We start from the raw sequence: 20,645 nt of genomic DNA, 5'->3' as shown, positions 1-20,645 counted from the left end.
TTAAATAGAAACGATTACGTTTTTCATTTATAATCAAATAGAAAAGGAGGTTGAATACTTTTGGATGTATATATTTTGTCAGGTTTTTTAGGAAGTGGGAAAACAACAGTTTTGCAACGACTTTTACAAAATGACAAGCATAGTGGGAGACGAGCGAGTGTGCTCATGAATGAATTTGGTGAGTTCGCTGTTGATTCGTTATTAATTGATCAACATACCCCTTTGAAAGAGTTACTAAATGGATGTATTTGTTGTACGATGAAGGATGAGGTAGAACTTCAGTTATTATCTTTATACAAGGAACATAAACCGAATGTTGTATATGTTGAAACGACAGGAGTAGCTCATCCAATTGACGTATTTGACGCGTGCTTATCTCCTTTAATTGCGCCGTATATTTGTGTCAAATGTATTATTACTGTTGTTGATGTCGCGAGATGGAACAGTCGTGATCAGTTACCTAGACGAATGCTTAAATTAATTACAGAGCAGATTAAGCATGCAGATAATATTATCTTAAATAAGTGTGACAGTGTCGATCAATTTGTTGTCGATCGTGCGATGGAGGAGATAAAAGAATTCAATGCTCGAGCCAGTATACAATGTGTAACATATGGAAATATACGTGTTGACGCGTTGCTTGAACGAGATGATATAGTGATTGAGAACAAGCATGAAGTGTTGCACGTGAAAAAACATCTCCACATTCGTTCAATGACGTACGAGTTTCAAAAGCCGATTGATCGGAAAACGTTTTTAAAGTGGACGGAACATGTGGAAGAAAATATATTTCGCATAAAAGGATTTGTTCGGTTTACGGATGACCCAAGTCAAACGTATATTTTTCAGTACGCCTATGGAGAACCGTGCCTCGTACCGATTTCGTTCTCATTCCCCAATAATCTCGTATTGATCGGTACAGATCTGGATGGAGAAAAAATTATTCCAACGCTTGAATGCATGTGAACTAAAATACGTAAACGAGGAGTCCTTGTTGTTTAAGGATCTCTCGTTTACGTATGAGCTAAAAGTTAAAGTTATCTGGATCTGGACCGATGCGACGGTTTTCGTTTAATGCGTCGATCGCATCCATTTCTTCTTTCGTTAACGTAAAGTCAAAAATGTTTGCGTTTTGCGCAATACGTTCAGGTGTGACGGATTTTGGAATTGTGACAACTTCATGTTGTAAGTCCCATCGTAAAATAACTTGGGCCGGCGTTTTATTATACTTTTTCGCAATGTTGACAAGCGTTGGCTCGTTCAATAGCTCGCCGCCGCGCATAAGTGGTGACCACGCTTCTAATTGGATGTGATGCTGTTTACAAAATGCAAGAAGCGGCTTTTGTGTTAAGCGAGGATGGAATTCGACTTGGTTGACCATCGGTTTAATTTCGCAATCAGCAAGAATATGTTCTAAATGGTGAATTTGGAAGTTGCTCACCCCAATGGCGCGCACGAAGCCGTCTTTATACAACTTTTCGAGCGCCTTGTACGTTTCTTTATATTTTTCTTTCACTGGCCAGTGAACTAAATACAAATCAATATAATCAAAACCGAGCTTTTTTAAGCTTGTGTTGAACGCTTTTAACGTTGATTCATATCCTTGATGGGAATTCCATACTTTTGTTGTGACAAAAACTTCTTCACGACGAATGCCGGACTCGCGAATCGCTCGCCCGACTCCTTCTTCATTTTCATAAAACGCAGCCGTGTCAATATGACGATACCCGACTTCAAGCGCTGTGCGAACAGAGCGAATGACTTCCTCGCCTTCTTGCACTTTATAAACCCCTAATCCGAGCCACGGCATGTGAACGCCGTTATGTAACGTTGCGGCATCTTGTAAACTTTTCATCCTCATGCTCCTTTCCAATATTTTTCCCTTTTATTATGAAATGGAGTGTATGAGAAAGCAAAACATATGCTTAGATGGAAGGAGCTACAAATTTAAATCACGATAGTTTGGATGATGCTTTAACAGTTCTGAGACAGTGACAAATGTGTATCCTTTTTCTTTTAAAATCGGTAAAATTTCTTTTAATGCTTGAACAGTTTGTTTCCGGCTACCGCTTCCATGGTCGTGAAACAAAATAATTTGTCCAGGCTGAATGTGACGAATGACGCGGCGGACGATTCGATTCGTTCCGGGGTTTTGCCAATCGTATGTATCTTGATGCTTCGACCACATGACGACCGTATATCCTCGCTCTTTTGCAATGTCCACGATGCGTTGATTGTAGTATCCGAGTGGTGGACGAAATAATGTCGGGCGCTTTCCTGTAATGTTATACAATACTTCTTCTGTTTTTTGTATTTCTTCCACAATCGTTTCTTTTGATTGGCCACGAAAATCGCGATGTTCGTACGTATGATTGGCAATTTCATGCCCTTCATTCATTTGCTGTTTAATAATGTCGGGATATTTTTCAGCACGAAATCCGACGACGAAAAAAGTAGCTTTGGCGTCATACTGTTTTAAAATCGTTAAAATGTCAGGAGTGTATAATATGTCTGGCCCGTCGTCAAATGTAATGGCGACCATTTTTTCATTTGTCGGCACGTTCCAAACAATATCGTCATGTATTCGGTGAACAGGTGTTGTCGTGATGAGCAACAAAGACAAAAATAAGAAAAGTACGTTCATTTTTCATCCCCGCTTTTTTATATATCATGTGAAAAAAGTCGTTTTGTCATTCTCTTTTCTATACAAGACGTAGTAAAATAAAGATAATTAGGTAATGGGAAGGGATATCAATGAAAAAAATTGTTAGCATCATCGCATTTTTATTCGCACTTGTTGTGGGGGGAGTATATTTGTTTGCACAAGAAAGACAGCCGGTGCGTGCAACGTGGCTTTGGAACCCATGGTTATTTGTGAAAGACGAAGATCGCGTTTTCTCTTTTTTACAAGAAAAACAAGTGAGCGATGTATATGTGCAAATCGATGAAGAAATTCCGATTGATACGTATCGTCAATTTGTTCGGCGTGCAACCGAAAAAGGTATTCGTGTGTATGCGCTCGATGGGGCGCCAAATTGGATTGAAAATGGAGAAGGAATGGAACGCTTATTTCGATGGCTGGTCGAATATGAAAGCGTTGCCGAGAAGAATGAAAAGTTTTACGGTGTACATTTAGACGTTGAGCCGTACTTGCATGCGTGGTGGCGGACAAATCAAAATGGGGCAATCGTTTCGTATCAAACGGTGTTACAACGAGCGCGTGAGCTTGCGAAAGAACGATCGCTACGGTTTGAAGTGGATATACCGTTTTGGTTTGATAAGGTACAATATGGAAACAGCAATTTAGCGGAATGGGTGATTGCGAATACAGACGGTGTGACAATGATGGCATATCGCGATCAAGCAAGAGACATCATTGACATCGTGAAAAAAGAAATGCAAATAGCTAGAAAATACGGGAAGCAAATTGTTGTGGGGTTTGAAACAGGACAGGTTGATGAAGGGGATGACGTTTCGTTTTTTGAAGAAGACGAAACGTATATGAACGAGCAATTGGCGATTGTTCAAAAGCACTACGCACGAACAAAAAGCTTTTCTGGCATCGCTGTGCATCATATGGAACAATGGATGAGTAGAAACGAAAAAAACGAGTGAAGGTGAGATAGATGAGTGAGCGCGAAGAAAAACAGCTGTATACGCTTGCACAGTTTTTTGAGCTTGTCGGAGAACGACGAATGGAGTTGTATGAAGGTGTTCCTGTGCTCATGGCTCCAGCCTCATACGAACATGAGGGGGTTGTAGCGAATGTAATTGGGGAAATCACATTTGCGTTAAAAGGTAGCCCTTGTTTTGTGTTTGGAAGCAATTTGCAAGTCGTGCTTCTTTTCCAAGATGAGCAAAAAGGAAAAGAAAATGTCACGGTGTTGCCGGACATCTCAGTTGTTTGTGGGAAAGAGAAACTGCGCAACAAGCGTTGTTATGGCGCCCCAGACCTCGTTGTCGAAGTTCTTTCTCCAAGCACTGCAAGAAACGACCGATTATTAAAGCGTTATTACTATGAAAAAGCAGGGGTAAAGGAATATTGGATTGTTGATTATCAGCATCAGACGATTGAAAAATATGTCCTTCATAACGATCGTTTGCAACTAGAAGAAGTATATGATGCGCAAAACAATCATTTTGTCTCAACTTTGTTTTCAAATATACAGTTTTCTACACATGATATTTTTTCATTTTCTAATATATAAACAAAGAGGAAGGGGAAAATGTATGTCGAAACATACGAAGCACATTTATGAAGCAGAAAGACGAGTACAACAAGCAAAAGAAAAAATGAACAGTACGTATCGCTTAGCATATCACATTATGACGCCGATACACTGGATGAACGACCCGAATGGGCTCATTCAATGGAACGGGGAGTACCATGTGTTTTACCAGTTCCATCCTGACAGTCCAAAGTGGGGACCGATGCATTGGGGGCATGTGAAAAGTAAAGACCTCGTACATTGGGAGCGCGTACCGATTGCACTGGCGCCGAGCGAATGGTACGATGAAGGCGGTTGCTTCTCGGGAAGTGCAGTAAATGACGGTGGAGTGCTCACTCTTATTTACACCGGAAATGTTTGGTTGAATGAAGAACAAACAGAACTAAAACAATACCAATGTATTGCCACAAGCAAAGACGGTGTTCATTTTGAAAAAGACGCGTCCAATCCTGTACTTTCCGAGCCGCCGTTTGACTGCCAAGGGCATATTCGCGATCCGAAAGTATGGAAACGTGGCGCCGATTGGTATATGGTGCTTGGGACGCGTGAAGGAAACAACGGAAAAGTCGTTTTATACAAGTCGAAAGATTTGCGTCAATGGGAATATGTCAACATCCTTGCACAGAGCGATGGTAGCTTAGGATATATGTGGGAGTGTCCAGATGTCTTCCGTTTGAACGACAAAGATATTTTGTTATTTTCACCACAAGGGATTGAACCAGAAGGCGATCGTTTCCAAAACCTTCATCAAACAGGTTATGTTGTTGGTACGCTCGATTATAAAACAGGAAAACTAGCGCACGGAGCGTTTGAAGAGTTGGATAAGGGATTTGATTTTTACGCCGCGCAAACGTTTGAAGATGAAAAAGGACGACGCATTTTGTTCGGCTGGATGGATATGTGGGAGTCGCTTATGCCGACGCAAGAACACGGATGGGCCGGAGCGTTAACCATTCCGCGTCTTTTGGAACTAGCGGATGATGAGAAACTGTTGATGAAGCCGGTGCCGGAGTTGCAGTTACTGCGCGAAGAGCACGTGCGGATGGAATCGATTTCAATCCGAGAAGGTACATATACGTTGCCTGTGAAAGGCGACCGTTTAGAGCTGCTCGTTCGCTTTTCGTTAGCTCATTTTCAAGGGAACGCATTTGGTGTGAAAGTGCGCTGTTCGAGTGATGGAAGCGAAGAAACGGTTTTCCGCTATGATGTGAAAGACTGTACGATGACATTTGACCGAAACCGTTCTGGACAAGGAGAGGGCGGCATTCGTCGAGCGGTGCTAGATGGACAGTTAGGAGATGTCATTACGTTTCATTTCTTTATCGATCGCTCATCTGTCGAACTATTTGTCAACGACGGTCGACTTGTGATGACAGGAAGAATTTATCCATCCGAAACGAGCCAAGGTATCGAACTATTTGCAGAAGGCGGGGACGTGACTGTTCTTTCCGTCGATGCGTGGACATTGAAGGATATTTGGCATGAGGAATAGGAGACGGTACACAAAGCCGTCTCTTTTTGTTTCAAACGGTTATCGTGTCCACATGAGAGGAATAGTATAAATAAGAAAAGAGGAGATGGGGGGATGATGATGGGACGATTTGTTATTTATATAATTGCATACGTTGTTATGGTTATTGTGAATATCATTGCAGAGCGGCTTCCGTTAAATGGTCAGACGACAGGGGAAATATCGCGAAAAGCGGACGTCCTATTTACTCCGGCAGGGTATGTATTTTCGATTTGGGGCCTCATTTACATCTTACTGGCAATTTGGATTTTAAGACAAGTTCCTTTTTTACGCCGCGACTTGCCTATGTATCGCCAAGTGTTCGTTCCTTTTGTTATTAGCTGTATATTGAATGCGTTATGGATTGTTGTGTGGCATTATGAATATTTTTTCTTTTCGGTTATTGTGATGCTTTCTCTTCTTTTGACGCTGATATGGTTATATAAAGCGGTCAAACGTACGAATCCACGTTTTTTTGATCTTTTTCCATTTTCTATTTATTTAAGTTGGATTAGTGTTGCAACGATTGCCAACATTTCATTTACTTTAAAATATAACGGTTGGGATGGATTTGGATTATCTGATGCATTCTGGGCAATCGTGATGTTACTTGTTGCGACAGCTTTAGCCCTTCTTTTCATGATCCGACAACGAGATTACATATATCCGCTTGTGTTTGTTTGGGCGTTTGTTGGCATCGGGGTGAAAAACCAAGGGACTGCGTCGCTTGTTGCATACGTTTCATTTTTGTTGGCAGGAGTTATATTAATTAGCGCAGCATCTTTATACAAAGAAAAAACATAATCGCTCATATTTGCCTATGGGCGATTTATACATATTTATGTATCGCTTCATGAAATTGTTTTTGCATGTCTTTGTCATGAATAAGTTTTTTGAAGTGTGTTTTTGAAAATAAATATGTAGTGATGCTAGGATCTTTTAACATATGTTTTATCGTGTTTCGATCGAACGTTTTTTGCGGTGCAATAATTCCTATTTTTTGCAGATTTTTTAATTTTCGTTTTGCTGTGAGATAACTAAACTGACCTAACAACAAAAAATCTAACAATGCGCCTATTACAGTGAGTAGCATTTCCATGTTTCTCATCGCCCTCTTCTGTTATTTTTGATAAATCACTCAAGTTTTACCTTTTTTCATTGTAACATGTTGACAAAAAAAAGAGAAGATGAAATTTTATTGTGAATATTGCGACGATTGGGTGTGTTTGCTGTGAAATTGTACTTACCTTTTTTAAGAGAGATTGAGGTGAAATTCAAGGAAAATTCTTGTCGTATCGACTCGACTGACGGTTTTTTGATTTAAATCATGTAATCGAAAAGGGGGAGGAAAAGGACAAAAATGTAGTAAGTATTTTCTTTAGAAATAAACATCAACCTATTAGTAAAAATGAATGAGAATTTTAAGGGTATTCGCCTAGTAAAATGTTTAACATGCATGGGGGTGGAAAAAAATCATCAAGGGGTGCTTTTTCCATTACAGCCAACGAGTGATTTTAGCATTAATGATCAAGAACTATGTATTTTTTTTGGAGTTTTATGGTATTAAAAGAGACATGCCTGTCGTCATCATCATCGAATATAATGGCGAACTTGTATATGGAAATATAGACGTTATACCAGCTAGAAAGAGCGGAGATTATCACAGAACCTTTGCACACGTTATTTTACTTGAGTACAATCAGCTCCTAGAGCATGTTCAAAAAGCGAATGAATATAAATTTTTCGTGTATTTGTTAAATGGAAGGAAGCTGGCTGAAGGGGCTTTTCGTATAAGGCGTGAAAAGCTGTCGTATGGTAAGAAGTATTTTAATTCTTATAGCTATCATTTTGATCAAAAAACATAAGGGATACTGTTTGGATTTTTCATAGGGAGATGTAAGAATAAGGAGGCTTTTTTGTATAAATAAATGATTCTATGGAATATAGCTATTCATTACTTATCACTACATTTCATTTCTAGTGGAAAGGATGGTTAGCAATGTCTACATGGAATAGAATCGAATCAGGAATTAAACAAGGATTAAAGGATGTAGCAGCTTCGTATGGAATTAATTTGAGTGGTGCCACTAATACTGTTAGCAAGGTAGGTCCGGCTGGCTGCAGTAGGTGCTCGTAATGGTTGGAGAGAAACAGGAGCAGAAGTTAGAACTAAGATATCTCAAGCAGAAACGAGATTTGCAGCTGGGAGAATTGAAAAGACAGCAACACAGACGATGATCAAAGGAGCAGCTAAAGGAGCGATCAAAGCGGTAGGAATATGGGGATTCATACCTGATATAGCGATCTTTGCGAATGGTTTTATATACATCCAAATTGACATTTTAACCTCTGATTCACGCAGCACACCCGATGCGGCGTAACACTTCATCTGGGTACTGTAAGACATAGTGTTCAAACCGAGTAATCGACTGGGCGATGTCTTTTTGATCTTTATGCAAGACGTTGGCAATGACTTCATCTTTTAGCCACTTCCATAGCCGTTCAATAGGGTTTAACTGTGGGGAATACGGTGGCAAAAAGATAAAGTGAAAAGTAGCACCTTCTTGACTATCAAGGAACGCTCGCACCATTTTGGCATAACGCGCGTTGTCCAACACAAGCACGATGAATCGATTCGCATATTTCTCTTTCAACAGATGTAAAAAGTCTAGAAACGTCTCGGCATTGGCGGATGGAGCACGATGAAACACGACGTCCCCTTGTTGCACGTTGACTGCGCCAAAAATGGACACGTGAGCGTGGTGACCGTAGCTCGGGACTGTTTTTTTGCCCATGTCGTACGAAGCGCTTGATAGGCGCGAACATGCGTCTCATCGGCATGAAGAAGAACGATTTCGTCCGTGATTAGTTTTTTTTTATAAACTCGAGTTCTTTTTCAAAGGCTGCTTGAAGTACCGGATCGCCTTTGACGAGCTTATCAGTCGGGCGTGTCCATGACAAACGAAGACGATGCAATAATTTTCGGATGCCTTCCCGTGACATCGAAACGCCATAAGTTTGTTGGATGTAAGATTGTAATATGCGAGTGTTCCATGACGAAGAAATGCCCCAGCCGACATCCACAGGGGTGGTGGTTAATACCAGTTGTCTGATCTCCTGTTGTTGTTCTTCCGTGAGAAAAGACACGCGACCTGGTGGCAAGCGACGATCGAGTAAATGATCGAGCCCTCCTTCATTAAAACGTGCAACGTAGATGGCAACGGATTGACGGCACAGATTGATCATTTTGGCGACATCTTTGCCCAGATGACCTTCCATGACGAGGCGAACGGCAGTCACCCGAACGCGAAGGGAAGCATCTTTGATTTTCCGTTCTTGTTTCCGAAGGGTTCGAGGCGTCCAGCCGTGATCATTTGTCATTTTAAGACGTTTCATGTCCTTTCCGCTCCTTTTACACATGAGTATTTAGGAGCAGTATAACCATGGGAAAAGGTGTTCATACAGAAGTCATCATCTTAAAGTGCATGTATATAGTTTATTAACCGGAATCATTGTAGTGGCTTTGTCTTTGATTGTTATAGTTGGTTCGTTTCGGCGATGAAACGATCACGTACGATGCGAACGGCAACCAGACTGAAGACGGTGAGTACCAATATGAATAGAACGAAGCCGACCAGCTTGTCGCTATCCCTCGAAAAGGCGAAAGCACGCCGTTTGTGACGTACCAATACGAAGACGGCCGCCACATTCACAAGACCGTGAATGGCGTCATAAAAATGATCGGATGAAAAAGAGCAAGGAGAGGGTATTGTGTGAGGGGAAGGTTGTTAGAAGCAGGGGGAATTGTCAGAATTAAAGCGAATTTTCATGTTATCGTACATAGTGAAATGGTATAATATGTTTAATAAGCCCCGCCTTAATTGAAAGGAGTGAAAAAGCATGGATTTTGTACGGGTAATAAAACACAGTAATGATTTGGAAAAGTTTATAGATATACCTGAAGGATTAAAGAATAGGAAAGTAGAGATTATTATCCTTCCTTATACAGATCAAGAAGATATAGAACAAGGGAAAAAAAAGAGCTTGAGGGGAGCTCTATCAAAGTACAAAAATGAGGTTTTGCAAAATCAAGAAAGCGATGCTTGGTCTAAAAACGTGATGGATAAATATGGAAATCGTTGATACAAACATTGTCCTAAGATATTTGCTTAATGATCATGATGATTTGTCAGCGAAAGCAGCAATGATTATTGAAAATAACAAGGTGTTATTGCCGAATGAGATAGTAGTTGAAGTTGTTTATGTTCTTGAAAAAGTGTACAAAGTAAAAAATGACGAGATATGTGATACTCTTTTAGAGCTGTTTAGGTACGATAATATCGACGTGGATGATATGGAAATATTAGAAGAAGCGCTCATTCTCTTTAAAGAAAGACGGCTAGACTTTGTTGATACTCTTTTATACGCCTATAATAAAGTGAAGGGGTACGAGGTATATACGTTCGATAAGAAGCTAAATCAGTTACTTAAGGAATAGGCATCATTGGAATGTGAACATTAATTATCACTATATAAACTAAACCAAAAGAAGTAACCACTTCCCTAAAACTAACGGATGAAGCTGGTTACTTTTTTTGCTGATCGAGTTAGATATCGTGCAGCCCCCTGTCTCAACCTCACAGGCGCATGTCGTCTCTCCACATTTTCTCCATATTTTTTCTGCTATAATGAAGAAAAACGCCAGTAAGGGAAGGAATTGTTTGTGCGAAAGCTTTCATTTAAATTGGGGCTATTATTTTTTGTCTTTGTGTTAGGGATTGAAACAGTTTTATTTGTGGCTTTATATGTGACGCTTGTTCATGCGAAGGTTGATGAAGAATTTGAACAATTGCTAGCAAGAGGGAACAATCATCGGGCCGTGTTAGAAAGTCATTACGATGAAGTCACGTTAGAACATGTCGTCATGATGGAGTCGGAGGCGGAAACAGATGTTGTCATTACAGATGCGAAAGGAGGCATTTTATATTTTTCCGATCACATTTTGCCGTTTGCGAAAAAACTCATTCCTTATACTGATACCCTTCACATTCCTCATAGTGGAATGGTGGTGCAAAACAACTGGAAAAAAGAATCGTATATCGCCACCGCCAGCCCGATTCGGATGGACGGCAAGATAAAAGGATATGTATATATGTTTCAGCGGACGGCTTCTATTCAAAATATGATTGCCAAATTAAAGCATCATTTTCTCGTGGTCGGCATTCTGTCCGTCTTTTTGACGATTTTGACGATTTTTTTCTTATCAAGAGTCATTACGATTCCGCTTATTCGCATGAAACAAGCGACTGAGAAACTAAGCAAGGGAGATTTTTCTGTCCGCCTGCAAGTAAAAGGGGAAGATGAATTGGCACAGTTAGGAAAAGCGATTCAAACATTGGCAAAGGATTTAGAATACTTAAAAAAAGAACGAAACGAATTTTTAGCGAGTATTTCACACGAGTTGCGCACCCCGCTCACATATGTGAAAGGATATGCGGACGTTGCGCGCAGACCGAATATTGCTGAAGAGGAACGAGCGAAATATTTGTCCATTATTTATGAAGAAGCAGAGCATATGCAAAAATTAGTGAAAGACTTGTTTGAGCTTGCGAAAATGGATCAACATTCGTTTCAAATCGAGAAAAAGGAAACCCCGCTTTGCCTTTTCTTAAAAAAAGTATACGAGAAAATAAGTCCTGCATTTCAGACAAACAATATATCGCTTGTCTATCACTGTGATGCAAACGTTACCGTCCATATCGATCAACAGCGATTTGAACAAGTAATGATAAATCTTTTAGACAATGCGTTAAAATATTCTCGCCAAGGTTCTACTGTTTCTATTGATGTGAAAACTGAGAAAAAGAACATCATCCTCATCATTTCTGATGAAGGAATCGGCATCCCTGAAAAAGATTTGCCACATATTTTTGAACGGTTTTACCGAGTCGATAAATCACGGTCGCGAACAGGTGGGGGCACAGGGTTAGGTCTGGCGATTGCCAAAGAAATTGTCGAAGCGCACGGCGGTTCGATTCATGCGATAAGCCAATTTGGAAAAGGGACAAGCATGATCATTACGTTGCCGAGGAGTGAATGAAGGTGTATACCGTTTTACTGGTTGATGACGAAAAACGAATGTTGGATTTATTGGAGCTGTATTTAATCCCAAATGGTTATCGTTGTGTGACATGCGAATCAGGAGAAGGGGCGATTCGATATTTAGAAAATAATAAAGCAGACCTTGTGTTGCTTGATGTGATGATGCCAGAGATGGACGGATGGGAAACGTGCAAACAAATACGAGAGTTTTCGGACGTTCCGATTATTATGGTTACCGCAAGAGGGGAAACGACAGACGTTGTCCAAGGACTAAAGATCGGTGCAGATGATTATATTACAAAACCGTTTGACGAGTCCGAATTGCTCGCTCGGATCGAGGCGGTATTGCGCCGTTCGGTCGGAAAACAAACGAAGCTCGAGTTTCACGGCTTAGTTTGGGATGAAACGCAGCATAAAGTTCAATACGCTGGGCACGATATTTTTCTCACGCCAAAAGAGTTTGCCATGCTAGGGCTTTTTCTCAAACATCCAAACCGCGTATTTAGCCGCGAACAGCTGATCGTGACATTGTGGGGGTATAACGCCAACACAGAAGAACGGACAATTGATTCGCATGTAAAAAATATTCGAGAGAAGCTCCGCCAAGCTGGTTTTCCGATTGATCAGTTTTTGCAAACGGTTTGGGGAGTCGGATATAAGTGGGGGACGTAAATGGAACAACAGATGATTGCGTTATTCCGAATATATGAACCATTCGCTTTTTTCATCAGCATCGCAATCAATATCGTGATTAGTATTTTAGGCGTGGTACCGAGCGTCTTTCTCACCGCGGCTAACTTAGCGGTATTTGGCTTTTGGAAAGGCACCTTTTTATCGTTTGTCGGGGAAGCGGTTGGGGCGATTGTTTCTTTCGTTTTATATCGAAAAGGGTTTCGTCAACTTTCGGAAACGAGATGGTTTTCCTATCCGAAAGTCAGACATTTGCTTGCGGCAGAAGGAAAAGAAGCGTTTTTTCTTGTTTTATCGTTACGTCTTCTGCCATTTGTTCCATCAGGAATTGTGACGTTCGTTGCCGCTATTGGGCGCATGTCGCTCCTTCTTTTTACAGCCGCCAGCTCGCTTGGAAAACTGCCAGCACTTTTGTTAGAGGTATATTCGGTGTATCAAGTGATGAATTGGACATGGCAAGGGAAAGTGATATCGACGCTTGTATCTGTTTTTTTACTTGTATTTACTTGGAGGAAAATCAATCGAAAAAAGGCCTAGCCTACCTCGTACATTTTGTAAATAGTTTTGTTTGCTGTGATGCTATTCGCTTGGAAAGTCGACGAACCGATGGAAACAATAACTATTTAGCTCACTTGATCATGTGGCTGAATTGTTACAATTTATGATAGTAGAGAACCAGAACTAATTCGTTTAGGTTTTAAAATACATCATGCCATCGGTCAAGACACTATAATATGTTATATTAATTACAAGTCACTAGAGAATTTGCCTTTATCAAGCTTGTCCGGTCTCTTTATCAAATGGCTCATATTTCTCTTGCATTTTAACATTACCATCAACATACTCGTACCTAACGTATTTTATTGCTGCAAATGAGGCATTTGCTGAAATGTAAACGGATGCGCCATTTTAACCATTCACTTCCTTTTTTATCTATATGAACTTTTACTTTAGTCTCTCCGTTTGCCTCAACGGGTTTATGGAAATCGTCAATTTTAACACTACCATCCGATTTAACAACTTTCCCTTTTACCCACGCTTCTTGAGTCAACTTAACACCATCTTCCCCTTTAGGTCATTGAGTTTTCTTGTGTGGCATACTGTTGCGGAATAGCGTGAGTAAAATATTTGAGGGGATCATTCCGAGATGATTCCACCGACGATGATTACAAACTCTTGTTTGCTATGCTCGTGGGGGCCACTAAGCGAAGTGCGGTAGAAAAAACAAATTTCATGCAAAAAGGATTCTCTCCCTGTAATGATAATTTACAACATACGTTAATTACGTTATGCTATTAGTAGTTAAGATTTTTTATCTGGCTGGGGAAATTTTATGTTGCCTTATGAAGGAATTTGGGGAATTATAGAAAAAATTATTGAACATGGGCCGGAAATCAAGACTTCTCGTAGATACAAAGGTTTTGATGAAGAACTTTTTGAGGAACTAAAAAATAAGGTAGAAGAGTATTATTTAAATACAGCAGAATATCCAGATAAAATCGTTGAATTAATTAAGCATATTCCTGAAATTGACTTTACTTACCGTTATAAGGATCCTTCATCAATAAAGCTGAAATTAGAACGTAATCAATTGACAAAACAGCTCTACAAAATTGCAAACGACATTTTAGGAATGCGATTTATTATTAAAGCAGAGACTGCAGAGTTGAAACAGATAGTTCATGAATTTGTAACATGTTGTCCGTATGAACAAGATGCATGCAACATTGTTGATCAAACATTAGGGAAAACTTATGATGATGGGTATAAAGCTATTCACGTTTATATAAGACCAAATAATTATGTTTTCCCTATTGAAATTCAATTTTGGACAAGAACACATGCATTATTGAATGAATATTTACATGAACAAATATACAAAATGGATAATGATCAATTAAATCAATATGCGTTGGATTTGAGTAAGTGGCTTGAAAGTGTTCCAAGATTTCCTAATAGTGATGAAGTTGCAATTAAGTCATATGTAGACTATATTTATGAACAAGCATTTTCAAACAAATATTTAAATGAAAACGATGAAGATATTGATGACGTTGACCAATATTCAAATGGGGAAAGTTAGGTATCAGTCGGATATAATTCACGCATAAGTGAGGGAAATGAAAAATGAGCAAAGTTTATATTATTTCTGCTGCGGATGATAAGTCGGTTATTCTGGAATTACCATCAACAAAAGAGGCTAAAATAGCCTACAAATACATTCGTTCTAAAACACCAGAAGCAAGTATTGGAGTATATGGTGCAAGAGATCTTCAAACATTTAGAAGAACACAAAGGACAATCGGACCTGCTACTGTGACGAGATCAGTTGAAACTTTTGTGAAAGCTTTGAACCTGAAAGAAAAATATATTTGGCGTGAACCAAAGACCACCTTATAAAAGAGGTGGTTTTCTTTTTGTTTTGATTGTCATGCCTGAGTTCGACAGTGACTAGGCAAACCAAATGCCTCTCATCTGTTGATATAAAGAGGACGAGAGACATTTGAGCATACCTAGGGTGTGTATCTAGGTGCGAGGATGAATGCCTAGAATCTTCGGAGGAGACTCCAGTCCTAGAGCCGCAAAGAGTTGAGTCTATTTGTCCATCAGTTCGATTCGTTGAGAAAGGTCTCTGTTTTTGGAAGAAAAATGTCCAAGCATGAGACACTCACACCCGTCTCTTACGCTTCGCACCCTCTCGACAAACTAAAGTGATAGAATTTTTGTTTCATAAAAAATCTACCAAAAGTGAATAGATCATGGGAAAACGTTGACGATAATAATGTTGTCAACACTTTCGTTGCTTTATATACCCATTACCGGTATAATGTAATTGAAGAGGTGATATTGGATGAACTATTGTGAAGATCACAATATGGATAAAAAAATGGTTCCGCGCACGGAAGAAGAAATCGAAAGCATTATGAAGCGCTTGAAGCGCATTGAAGGACAAGTGCGCGGGGTGCAAAAGATGGTCGAAGATAATCGGTATTGCATCGATATTTTAGTGCAAATTTCTGCGATTACGGCCGCGTTAAATAAGGTCGGATTGAACTTGTTAGAACGCCATGTCAGCCATTGTGTATCGAAAGCGATTCGCGAAGGAAGCGGAGAACAATCCATCCGCGAGCTTATGGATGTCATTAAACAGTTTTCGAAGTAAGGGAGGGGAAATGGATGCGGACGGTGACACTCAAGGTGACCGGTATGACGTGTGCTGCCTGTTCTGCTCGCATTGAAAAAGTGTTGAATAAAATGGACGGCGTAGAAGCGACCGTCAATTTAGCGATGGAAAAAGCGACCGTTCAATACGACCCGAATAAATATAGCCTTGCCGATATTGAAGAAAAAATTGAAAAGTTAGGGTATGGTGTTGCAGCTGAAAAAGTGACGCTCGATATTGAAGGTATGACATGTGCCGCGTGTGCGACTCGGATTGAAAAAGGGTTACATCGGATGGAAGGTGTGACAAGCGCTACGGTAAACTTGGCGACAAACAGTGCGGTTGTCGAATATAAGGAAGGTGTGACATCTGTCGAAGACATTTTAGAAAAAATCAAAAAGCTTGGGTACAAAGGGCAAATTCGAAACGAAGAACAAGACGATGCTGGCCGGAAAGAAGAGCGGCTGAAACGAAAACAACGGCAACTCGCGATTTCCATCATCTTATCGTTGCCGCTCGTTTATACGATGATTGCCCATATGCCGTTTCATATCGGCTTGCCGATGCCGAAACTGTTGATGAACCCGTGGCTCCAGCTTCTTTTCGCTACACCCGTTCAGTTCTACATCGGCGGTCCTTTCTATGTCGGGGCGTACCGAGCGTTACGAAACAAGAGCGCAAACATGGACGTTCTCGTAGCGCTTGGAACATCAGCCGCGTACTTTTACAGCTTGTATGAAGCTTTTCGAACGATTGGGAATCATGAATATATGCCAAGATTATATTTTGAAACGAGCGCCGTCTTGATTACACTTGTGCTTGTCGGCAAATACTTTGAAGCTCTTGCGAAAGGGCGAACAACAGAAGCGATTTCAAAGCTACTGAGCTTGCAGGCAAAAGAAGCGACTGTCATCCGTAATGGGGAAGAAAGAAAAGTTCCGTTAGAGGAAGTGATGATCGGGGATACGATTATTGTTAAGCCAGGAGAAAAAATCCCGGTCGACGGTACGGTCATCGCCGGAGCATCTTCCGTAGACGAATCGATGATTACTGGTGAATCGATTCCGGTTGATAAGAAGGAAGGCGACTATGTGATCGGAGCAACCATGAATACAAATGGTGTGCTGACCATTCGCGCAGAAAAAGTCGGGAAAGATACAGCACTTGCCAATATCATTAAAATCGTCGAAGAGGCGCAAGGATCGAAAGCACCGATTCAGCGGATGGTGGACACGATCTCTGGCATTTTCGTCCCAATCGTTGTCGGAATTGCCGTGTTAGCATTTATCATTTGGTATTTCTTAGTGGCGCCAAACGATCTACCAAAAGCGCTTGAAGTCGCAATTGCCGTTCTTGTCATTGCGTGTCCTTGTGCGCTCGGTCTTGCCACGCCAACATCGATTATGGTCGGTACAGGCAAAGGGGCAGAACAAGGCATTCTCTTTAAAGGGGGTGAGTACCTAGAGGGAACGCATAAAATCAACGCGGTCTTACTCGATAAAACAGGAACAGTGACAAAAGGAAAACCAGAAGTGACAGATGTGTTACAATTCCAAGAAAACATGCTTGACTATGCCGTTTCGGCCGAGAGCGCTTCGGAACATCCGTTGGCACAAGCGATTGTGGCTTACGGAAAAGAAAACGGAATCATCGCGCAACCGTTGACGCAATTTTCTGCGCTTGTTGGACATGGAATTGAAGCAACGGTGAATGGAAAACATGTACTCATTGGCACACGAAAATTAATGAACGAACGAGGGATCGAAATCGCCGAACATGAACCAGCCATGATAAAACTTGAAGATGAAGGACAAACAGTCATGCTCGTTGCGATCGATGGACAGCTTGCTGGAATGATCGCTGTTGCCGATACGATCAAGGAAACGTCGAAACAAGCAATTGCGACATTAAAACAAATGGGCATCGATGTATATATGGTGACAGGTGACAATAAACGAACAGCTGAAGCTATCGCCAAGCAAGTAGGTATTGAACATGTGTATGCGGAAGTGCTTCCAGAACAGAAAGCAGCGATCGTTGAACAGCTGCAAAAGCAAGGGAAACGAGTGGCGATGGTCGGTGATGGAATTAATGACGCACCAGCTCTTGCGAAAGCGGATATTGGGATGGCGATTGGCACAGGTGCAGATGTCGCAATTGAAACGGCAGATGTAACGCTCGTTGGTGGTGACTTGATGCATATTCCACAAGCGATTGAACTGAGCCGACAAACGATGCGCAACATTCGGCAAAACTTATTTTGGGCATTATTTTATAATAGCGTTGGTATTCCAGTCGCTGCAGCTGGGTTACTACAACCATGGATCGCTGGGGCAGCGATGGCATTTAGCTCTGTATCGGTTGTGACAAACGCGCTTCGTTTGAAACGCGTGAAAATATAAACATTTAAGGAGGAATGGATGATGACGATTACATTACAAGTACAAGGAATGACATGCGGACATTGCAAAGCAGCGGTGACAAATGCACTGCAAACGTTAGATGGCGTCAGCCGTGTCGAAGTACATTTGCAAGAAGGTACAGTCGATGTAGATTATGATGAAACAAAAGTAAGCGTAGAAAAACTGAAAGAAGCGATTGAAGAGCAAGGATATGATGTGAAGTAAGGGAGAAAAGGGTATTCCTCTGTCGAAGGGATGCCCTTTTTCAGTATCGAAAGGTTTTCTCTTTATTTATGAAGAATAATGAAAAAACGAGATGTTATAATGAGGATAACAAGTACTGAGAAAGATGGCTGGCATGGGGGATATGATGATCCACGGTTATTTCTCCATTAATGACCGAATTGTTTGGGATGTTGTTCGAAATAAAATTCCTTAGCTAAAACAACACGTTGAACAACTGCTAAATGAAAGTTAAACTTCAAATAGTATGAGTTAATAGCTACCCCCTCCAGCATTTTTATTTGGAGGGGCTATTTCCTATTCCCCTTTATTCACTGTGTCATTCGGATCGGGCGTATAGCTTGATTTGTAGTCTTTGTATGTTAGCTCGGTTACCATTCCTGCTGAAGCATGGTGCAAGTCATGGCAATGGAACATCCAATTTCCCGGATTATCTGCTTGAAACGCAACGACATATTCTTCACCAGGATTTACGTTTAAGGTATCCTTCATCAATGGAGAGCCTGTGACCGGCTTTCCGTTTTTGCTTAATACTTGGAAGAAATGGCCATGTAAATGCATCGGATGGACGTCCATTGGCGAGCTGTTCACTAGTTTTACTTTGACAACATCGCCTTTTTTCACGTTAACTGGCGCTGTGTCAGGATACGTTTTCCCATTAATCGTGAAAATCATGCCATTTTTGCTCATGGCGGTTCCTAAATCCATTGTGTATTCAACATCATATGTTTGGTCTAACGTAAATGAACCTACTTCATATTTTCCGTATGTTGTGATATCCACAACAGGGAGGTTTTCTTTTGCGTTTACTTTGTCCGTCTTGTTTGCTTGTCCTTCGTATTGAATGTTTACTTTCATGCCATCGGTTCCTTTCATATCCCCATGGCACTCTAATAACCATTCCCCTGGATTATTGGCGATAAACTCAATGTCGTAGCGCTCACCTGGAGCGATATTCAACAATTTATCTTTGACTAGTTCTGGATCGTTGATTGGTTGTCCATCCATTGCGACAATTTTAAACTCATGTCCGTGTAAATGAAGCTTGTGGGACATATACCCTGCATTAATGAGACGAAGGCGTACTTTTTCGCCTTTTTTCACTTTCAGTGGTTCAATCGCTTGACCGCTTTTTCCGTTAATTGTAAAAATATCATGCATGCTCATGTCATGTGTCATCGCACCGCCACCGTGATGCGTATCGGAATGATGGGCATGGCCATTTGTTGATGCGCCCTGTTGTTGGCTGATCCACTCGTCCAATACGAGCGTGTAATCTCGATCGACTTGTTCCCCTTCTTTTGGTTCAACGATGAATGTACCGTATAGTCCTTTGTCCACTTGCTCAGCACTTTTTTGATGGGAATGATACCAGTACGTTCCAGGTACAGTTGCTGTAAATTCATACGTAAATGTTTCACCGGGTTTTACTGCGTCCATGGTGACGCCAGGAACGCCATCTTGGCTAATTGGAACAGGATAGCCGTGCCAATGAATCGCCGTTGGTTCGGGCAGTTCGTTTTTAAAAACAATTTTTACTCGCTCTCCTTGCTTTACGCGAATTTGCGCACCTGGTACAGAACCGTTATACGTATACACAGGAACCGTTACGTTATCATTTATTTGCCATTGTGCCTCTTTAGCAACGATGTGTATTTCTTTTCCAGATAATACGTCCGGTTGTTTTGCCTTTCGCTTATGTTCCATCGAATGTTGTGACGAATCATTTGCGCATGCGGCGGTGAATATAGTAAGTGTAACTAACATAAGCAGTTTTCGTAGCACAGTATCTCTCCTTTCTCATTCGTACTGCCGTTATTGTAAAATAAAAGTGTGGAGAATGTGTGGATGTAGATAAGAGTCATTTCAAATAAAAAGGAGAATGTGCATGAAGAGATGGATTGTTGTGCTTATCGGTTTATTTCTTTCTGCTTGTAGTGTATCAAAAGCGGACGAAAGATATGAAGAAGATGAGGACGTCGTATACCATGTTGTAACAGAGGAACAGCTTCCGCAACATGTAAAAGCGTTATATAATCGCCAGCATAAACAATTCAAAACGTATACGATTCAGCAAGATGGTATGACGTACGTTGTTATCCATCTTGGTGAAAGAAGAACGGGCGGATATGGGATTGAAGTAATCAATGTGCGGTACGAAAAAGGGAAAGCGGTCGTCTACTATAAAGAGCGAAAGCCTGCGCCGGATGCGATTGTTACCCAAGCGTTAACATATCCGAAAGCAGCAATAAAAATAAAAACATCTGTGCCGATCGAAATAAAAAAGAAATAGCTCTATGTGTTGT

The 20,645-nt window shown here is 40.9% G+C and carries 24 protein-coding genes and 1 pseudogene; 19 read left to right on the top strand and 6 right to left on the bottom strand.

Annotated elements, in window-relative coordinates; translation table 11 throughout:
• Positions 1–60: 60 nt before the first annotated feature.
• Positions 61–966 (top strand): CobW family GTP-binding protein, encoded by a 906-nt coding sequence (locus ACPF7I_RS08280; RefSeq protein ID WP_430743938.1) that lies wholly within the window; start codon positions 61–63, stop codon positions 964–966.
• A gap of 58 nt (positions 967–1,024) precedes the next feature.
• Here the strand turns inward: ACPF7I_RS08280 and ACPF7I_RS08275 are convergent, their stop codons facing one another.
• Both ACPF7I_RS08275 and ACPF7I_RS08270 read right to left on the bottom strand, forming a co-directional pair.
• Positions 1,025–1,855, bottom strand: a complete 831-nt coding sequence (locus tag ACPF7I_RS08275) for an aldo/keto reductase (RefSeq protein WP_430743939.1) — start codon at positions 1,853–1,855, stop codon at positions 1,025–1,027.
• A gap of 84 nt (positions 1,856–1,939) precedes the next feature.
• Positions 1,940–2,644 (bottom strand): polysaccharide deacetylase family protein, encoded by a 705-nt coding sequence (locus ACPF7I_RS08270; protein WP_430743940.1) that lies wholly within the window; start codon positions 2,642–2,644, stop codon positions 1,940–1,942.
• Between the two features lie 110 nt (positions 2,645–2,754).
• Here ACPF7I_RS08270 and ACPF7I_RS08265 point away from each other — a divergent pair, with 110 nt between their 5' ends.
• The 4 genes from ACPF7I_RS08265 to ACPF7I_RS08250 all read left to right on the top strand — a co-directional run bounded on the left by ACPF7I_RS08265 (position 2,755) and on the right by ACPF7I_RS08250 (position 6,543).
• On the top strand, positions 2,755–3,615 hold the full coding sequence (locus ACPF7I_RS08265) for an amidase (protein ID WP_430743941.1): 861 nt from the start codon (positions 2,755–2,757) through the stop codon (positions 3,613–3,615).
• An 11-nt stretch (positions 3,616–3,626) separates the two neighbouring features.
• Entirely contained in the window at positions 3,627–4,208 is a 582-nt protein-coding gene (locus ACPF7I_RS08260) for a Uma2 family endonuclease (protein ID WP_430743942.1), read from the top strand.
• A gap of 22 nt (positions 4,209–4,230) precedes the next feature.
• Entirely contained in the window at positions 4,231–5,721 is a 1,491-nt protein-coding gene (locus tag ACPF7I_RS08255) for a glycoside hydrolase family 32 protein (RefSeq protein WP_430743943.1), read from the top strand.
• 99 nt (positions 5,722–5,820) lie between these two features.
• Positions 5,821–6,543, top strand: a complete 723-nt coding sequence (locus ACPF7I_RS08250) for a TspO/MBR family protein (protein ID WP_430745934.1) — start codon at positions 5,821–5,823, stop codon at positions 6,541–6,543.
• A 25-nt stretch (positions 6,544–6,568) separates the two neighbouring features.
• Here the strand turns inward: ACPF7I_RS08250 and ACPF7I_RS08245 are convergent, their stop codons facing one another.
• Entirely contained in the window at positions 6,569–6,838 is a 270-nt protein-coding gene (locus tag ACPF7I_RS08245) for a hypothetical protein (RefSeq protein WP_430743944.1), read from the bottom strand.
• Positions 6,839–7,313: 475 nt separating this feature from the next.
• Between ACPF7I_RS08245 and ACPF7I_RS08240 the strand changes: the two genes are divergently transcribed.
• On the top strand, positions 7,314–7,604 hold the full coding sequence (locus tag ACPF7I_RS08240) for a hypothetical protein (RefSeq protein WP_431018932.1): 291 nt from the start codon (positions 7,314–7,316) through the stop codon (positions 7,602–7,604).
• A 489-nt stretch (positions 7,605–8,093) separates the two neighbouring features.
• Here the strand turns inward: ACPF7I_RS08240 and ACPF7I_RS08235 are convergent, their stop codons facing one another.
• Together ACPF7I_RS08235 and ACPF7I_RS08230 are read right to left on the bottom strand one after the other, a co-directional pair.
• Positions 8,094–8,534 carry an IS630 family transposase gene (locus ACPF7I_RS08235; protein WP_430743945.1) on the bottom strand — a complete coding sequence of 147 codons (441 nt, stop codon included), beginning with the start codon at positions 8,532–8,534 and terminating at the stop codon, positions 8,094–8,096.
• A 70-nt stretch (positions 8,535–8,604) separates the two neighbouring features.
• Positions 8,605–9,135: a helix-turn-helix domain-containing protein gene (locus ACPF7I_RS08230; RefSeq protein ID WP_430743946.1), complete on the bottom strand. Its 531-nt coding sequence runs from the start codon at positions 9,133–9,135 to the stop codon at positions 8,605–8,607.
• A gap of 146 nt (positions 9,136–9,281) precedes the next feature.
• On the opposite strand from ACPF7I_RS08230, the pseudogene ACPF7I_RS08225 reads away from it, so the two are divergent.
• From ACPF7I_RS08225 to ACPF7I_RS08170, 12 genes and pseudogenes are all read left to right on the top strand, one after another.
• Positions 9,282–9,473 (top strand): annotated as a pseudogene (locus ACPF7I_RS08225) (RHS repeat domain-containing protein); the annotation flags it as partial.
• Positions 9,474–9,639: 166 nt separating this feature from the next.
• Entirely contained in the window at positions 9,640–9,882 is a 243-nt protein-coding gene (locus ACPF7I_RS08220) for a hypothetical protein (protein WP_430743947.1), read from the top strand.
• On the top strand, positions 9,869–10,237 hold the full coding sequence (locus ACPF7I_RS08215; RefSeq protein ID WP_430743948.1) for a PIN domain-containing protein: 369 nt from the start codon (positions 9,869–9,871) through the stop codon (positions 10,235–10,237). Before ACPF7I_RS08220 ends, ACPF7I_RS08215 begins: the two co-directional genes overlap by 14 nt.
• Before the next feature lie 225 nt (positions 10,238–10,462).
• Positions 10,463–11,839, top strand: a complete 1,377-nt coding sequence (locus ACPF7I_RS08210; protein ID WP_430743949.1) for an ATP-binding protein — start codon at positions 10,463–10,465, stop codon at positions 11,837–11,839.
• A gap of 2 nt (positions 11,840–11,841) precedes the next feature.
• Entirely contained in the window at positions 11,842–12,513 is a 672-nt protein-coding gene (locus ACPF7I_RS08205) for a response regulator transcription factor (RefSeq protein ID WP_430743950.1), read from the top strand.
• On the top strand, positions 12,514–13,068 hold the full coding sequence (locus tag ACPF7I_RS08200; RefSeq protein WP_430743951.1) for a TVP38/TMEM64 family protein: 555 nt from the start codon (positions 12,514–12,516) through the stop codon (positions 13,066–13,068).
• A gap of 796 nt (positions 13,069–13,864) precedes the next feature.
• Positions 13,865–14,614 (top strand): hypothetical protein, encoded by a 750-nt coding sequence (locus ACPF7I_RS08195; protein ID WP_430743952.1) that lies wholly within the window; start codon positions 13,865–13,867, stop codon positions 14,612–14,614.
• 44 nt (positions 14,615–14,658) lie between these two features.
• Positions 14,659–14,931, top strand: a complete 273-nt coding sequence (locus tag ACPF7I_RS08190) for a hypothetical protein (RefSeq protein WP_219986624.1) — start codon at positions 14,659–14,661, stop codon at positions 14,929–14,931.
• Between the two features lie 451 nt (positions 14,932–15,382).
• The gene (locus ACPF7I_RS08185; protein ID WP_430743953.1) at positions 15,383–15,694 is read left to right on the top strand and encodes a metal-sensing transcriptional repressor; all 312 of its coding nucleotides are present in this window, start codon (positions 15,383–15,385) and stop codon (positions 15,692–15,694) included.
• Between the two features lie 14 nt (positions 15,695–15,708).
• Positions 15,709–18,096: a heavy metal translocating P-type ATPase gene (locus tag ACPF7I_RS08180; RefSeq protein WP_430743954.1), complete on the top strand. Its 2,388-nt coding sequence runs from the start codon at positions 15,709–15,711 to the stop codon at positions 18,094–18,096.
• Positions 18,097–18,117: 21 nt separating this feature from the next.
• Complete coding sequence (copZ, locus tag ACPF7I_RS08175; protein WP_035019187.1) at positions 18,118–18,321, top strand: copper chaperone CopZ; 204 nt, start codon at positions 18,118–18,120, stop codon at positions 18,319–18,321.
• Between the two features lie 124 nt (positions 18,322–18,445).
• Entirely contained in the window at positions 18,446–18,535 is a 90-nt protein-coding gene (locus ACPF7I_RS08170; RefSeq protein ID WP_277812876.1) for a HepT-like ribonuclease domain-containing protein, read from the top strand.
• Between the two features lie 101 nt (positions 18,536–18,636).
• Here the strand turns inward: ACPF7I_RS08170 and ACPF7I_RS08165 are convergent, their stop codons facing one another.
• Entirely contained in the window at positions 18,637–20,046 is a 1,410-nt protein-coding gene (locus ACPF7I_RS08165; RefSeq protein ID WP_430745935.1) for a multicopper oxidase family protein, read from the bottom strand.
• A 181-nt stretch (positions 20,047–20,227) separates the two neighbouring features.
• On the opposite strand from ACPF7I_RS08165, the gene ACPF7I_RS08160 reads away from it, so the two are divergent.
• Complete coding sequence (locus ACPF7I_RS08160) at positions 20,228–20,632, top strand: protease complex subunit PrcB family protein (protein ID WP_430743955.1); 405 nt, start codon at positions 20,228–20,230, stop codon at positions 20,630–20,632.
• Positions 20,633–20,645 lie beyond the last annotated feature (13 nt).

Origin of the sequence: Anoxybacillus dikiliensis (genome assembly GCF_050613275.1) — a bacterium.
Taxonomy (GTDB): domain Bacteria; phylum Bacillota; class Bacilli; order Bacillales; family Anoxybacillaceae; genus Anoxybacillus.
This window is presented reverse-complemented; position numbering and strand designations above follow the sequence as displayed.